Below are 2862 nucleotides of genomic sequence, written 5' to 3'. Positions count from 1 at the left end.
AGTTCCAGGACCTCCTCTACCAGACCCTCGAACAGGCCGGGGCGCAGTCCTCCGAACAGGGCAACATCGTCCCGACCGGCGTGCAGATCGGCGCCGGCGTGAAGGCCGGCAGCGTCTACCGGATCGCCACTCAGGGGGCGATGACGCGCACCGACAACCAGTTCGATATCGCCATCGAGGGCCGCGGCTATTTCCAGGTCCTGCTGCCCAGCGGCGAAAACGCCTACACCCGGGCGGGCAACCTCGCGATCAACGACCAGGGACAGCTCGTGACCCAGGGCGGCTATGTCATCCAGCCGGCCATCGCCATCCCGAACGACGCCACCCAGGTGTCGATCTCGGCGGCCGGCCAGGTCCAGGTCACCCAGCCCGGCTCGAACACGCCCAACATCGTCGGCACGATCGAGCTCGCCACCTTCATGAACGAAGGCGGCCTCTCGGCCCAGGGCGCGAACCTGCTGATGGAGACCGCCGCCTCGGGCACGCCGCTGGTCGGGGCGCCGGGGACCCAGGGCATGGGCAAGCTGCTGCAGGGCTACACCGAAGCCTCCAACGTCGACGCGGTGTCCGAGATCACCGCCCTGATCGTCGCCCAGCGAGCCTACGAGATGAATTCCAAGGTCATCTCCACCGCCGACAACATGCTGGGCGTCGCCAACCAGGTGAAGTCGTAAGGCCATGAAGCACTTCGCCGCCGCCCTCGCCCTGCTGTCGATCGCGACCCCCGCCCTGGCCGCGCCGGTTGTTCTGCGCGCCGAGACCGCCGACGCCGACGGCCTCGTCACGCTCGGCGACCTCTTCGAAGGGGCCGGAGCGGCGGCCTCGACCCCCATCGCCCGTCGGGCCGGAGCCACCCTGCTGCTCGACGCCCGCGTCGTGCAGGGGATCGCCCGCCGCGCCGGCCTCGACTGGGCCAACGCCGAGGGCGTCGCCCGCATCCTGGTGCGGGGCCCGGCCGCCGCCGGCGCCGGCGCGCCTGCCCTCGCGGCGAAAGGCAATGTCGAGGTCCTGACCTACGCCCGCAGCCTGGCCGCCGGCGAGGTGGTCGGCCCCGCCGATGTGGTCTGGGCCAAGGCCGCCGCCGCGCCGACCGACGCTCCGGCCGACGCCGACCAGGTGATCGGCCTGGCCGCCAAGCGTCCGCTGCGCGCCGGCGCCCCGGTCTCCGCCCGCGACGTCGCGGCCGCCCAGGCCATCAAGGCCGGCGAGGTGATCACCGTCGCTTACGAGGACGGCGGCATCTCGCTCGCCCTGCAGGGCAAGGCCCTGTCCGGCGGCGCCGCCGGCGACCAGATCAACGTCCAGAACACCTTGTCCAAGAAGATCGTCCAGGCGGTGGTCGTCGGTCCCGGCCAGGCCGTCGTCGGCCCCGCCGCCGACCGCCTCAAGGCCGCCCGTTCCCTCCGTTACGCCTCGCGTTGAAGGAAGCCGTCATGCGTCTGCGCTCGCTCCTCGCCCTCGCCGCCCTGGTCCCGCTGACCGCCTGCGCCTCGGCCGTGGAGGCCGTCTACGGCCCGCAACTGGCGCCGGTCGGCTACCCCGCCGCCCTGGTGCCGCAGAACCAGGTGATCCTGCCGGCCGTGCCGGCCCAGGCGGCCAGCGCCAACTCCCTGTGGCGCACCGGCGCCCGGGCCTTCTTCATCGACCAGCGGGCGAACAAGGTCGGCGACATCCTGACCGTCAACATCGACATCGACGACAGCGCCAAGACGCTGAACACCACCACCAGTTCGCGCACCAGCAGCATGACGGCGGGCATCCCGCACCTCCTGGGCCTGGAATCCAGCATCGGTCGCATCCTGCCGCCGGGCACTCCGGCCGTCGATCCGGCTCAGCTGATCGAGACCGCCTCGAAGACCGCCAACACTGGCAACGGCGCGGTGAACAGGGCCGAGAAGATCAGCCTGACCATCGCCGCCGTCGTCTCGGCCGTGCTGCCCAACGGCAACCTCGTCATCCAGGGCACGCAGGAGGTGCGCACCAACGCCGAACTGCGCCAGCTGACTGTCGCGGGCGTCGTGCGGCCGGAGGACATCTCCTCGGCCAACACCATCCGCCACACCCAGATCGCCGAGGCCCGCATCAGCTACGGCGGCCGCGGCGACATCAGCCGGGTGCAGAAGACCCCGGCCGGACAGTCGCTCGTCGAGCGTTTCTCGCCGTTCTAGGCCGCAACCCGGCGCGGCGGGCGGCGTTCTCTTCTGCAAGGAAGGGGACGTCCAATGCGCCGCCGCGCTGCTCTCAGCTTCATCGCCGCCTGTGCGCTCAGCGCCTGCGCGCACCAGCAGACCCCCGCCGCCATGCCCGGCATGGCCTGGACCCTGCACGAGATCGAAGGCGAAGGCGCCAAGCTCGCCTTTGGCCAGCCGCAGAGCGACAACGTCCTTCTGATGCTGAGTTGCGCGCCGGGCTCTGGGGAGGTCCGCGTCTCGGCCCACTCCGCCGCCAGCGCACCGCGCCTCGAGCTTGCCTCCGGCGGCCGCCGCGCCACCTATCCCGCCCAAGCCGGCCCGGGCCTCGGCGAGGCCCTGCTGATCGAAGCCTCCACGCGCGCGGCCGACCCCGTCCTGCAACGCTTCGCCGACAACGGCGAGCTGAGCGTCGCGATCGCCGGCCAGCGGACCGTGGTGCCCGGCGACAAAGCCAAGGCGCGGGACTTCCTGACCCGCTGTCGCGCGGCTTAAGCCCGCCGGCCTTTGGCCGCGGTGTTGTCCATGCCCAGGGCGCCCAGCGCGCCGCGCACGATGCCTTCGGCGTCGAGGCCGGCCTCGGCGTACATGGCGTCGGGCTTGTCGTGGTCCTGGAAGATGTCGGGCAGCGCCAGGGTGCGGACCTTCAGCCCGCGGTCGAGCGCCCCGTGCG

The 2862-nt window shown here is 71.9% G+C and carries 5 protein-coding genes; 4 read left to right on the top strand and 1 reads right to left on the bottom strand.

Translation table 11 applies throughout. The features are described 5' to 3' along the window. The 4 genes from flgG to ACILRF_RS15880 all read left to right on the top strand — a co-directional run. Window positions 1–674: flagellar basal-body rod protein FlgG (gene flgG, locus ACILRF_RS15895; protein ID WP_395674610.1), on the top strand; the 674-nt coding region annotated here is incomplete at its 5' end. A 4-nt stretch (window positions 675–678) separates the two neighbouring features. After that, the gene (gene flgA / locus ACILRF_RS15890; RefSeq protein WP_395674608.1) at window positions 679–1422 is read left to right on the top strand and encodes a flagellar basal body P-ring formation chaperone FlgA; all 744 of its coding nucleotides are present in this window, start codon (window positions 679–681) and stop codon (window positions 1420–1422) included. 11 nt (window positions 1423–1433) lie between these two features. Further along, entirely contained in the window at window positions 1434–2168 is a 735-nt protein-coding gene (gene flgH / locus ACILRF_RS15885) for a flagellar basal body L-ring protein FlgH (RefSeq protein WP_395674606.1), read from the top strand. Window positions 2169–2222: 54 nt separating this feature from the next. Next, window positions 2223–2684: a hypothetical protein gene (locus ACILRF_RS15880; RefSeq protein ID WP_395674604.1), complete on the top strand. Its 462-nt coding sequence runs from the start codon at window positions 2223–2225 to the stop codon at window positions 2682–2684. On the opposite strand, the gene ACILRF_RS15875 is transcribed toward ACILRF_RS15880, so the two are convergent. Next, window positions 2681–2862: hypothetical protein (locus ACILRF_RS15875; protein WP_395674602.1), on the bottom strand; the 182-nt coding region annotated here is incomplete at its 5' end. The genes ACILRF_RS15880 and ACILRF_RS15875 overlap by 4 nt on opposite strands.

It is taken from the genome of Phenylobacterium sp. (assembly GCF_044236515.1).
In the GTDB taxonomy this organism is placed as follows: Bacteria; Pseudomonadota; Alphaproteobacteria; order Caulobacterales; family Caulobacteraceae; genus Phenylobacterium.
This window is presented reverse-complemented; position numbering and strand designations above follow the sequence as displayed.

Bases quoted from the DNA above. Each gene is read 5' to 3' on its own strand.
- flgH (WP_395674606.1), top strand. From the start codon at position 1,434: ATGCGTCTGCGCTCGCTCCTCGCCCTCGCCGCCCTGGTCCCGCTGACC.
- ACILRF_RS15880 (WP_395674604.1), top strand. From the start codon at position 2,223: ATGCGCCGCCGCGCTGCTCTCAGCTTCATCGCCGCCTGTGCGCTCAGC.
- flgA (WP_395674608.1), top strand. From the start codon at position 679: ATGAAGCACTTCGCCGCCGCCCTCGCCCTGCTGTCGATCGCGACCCCC.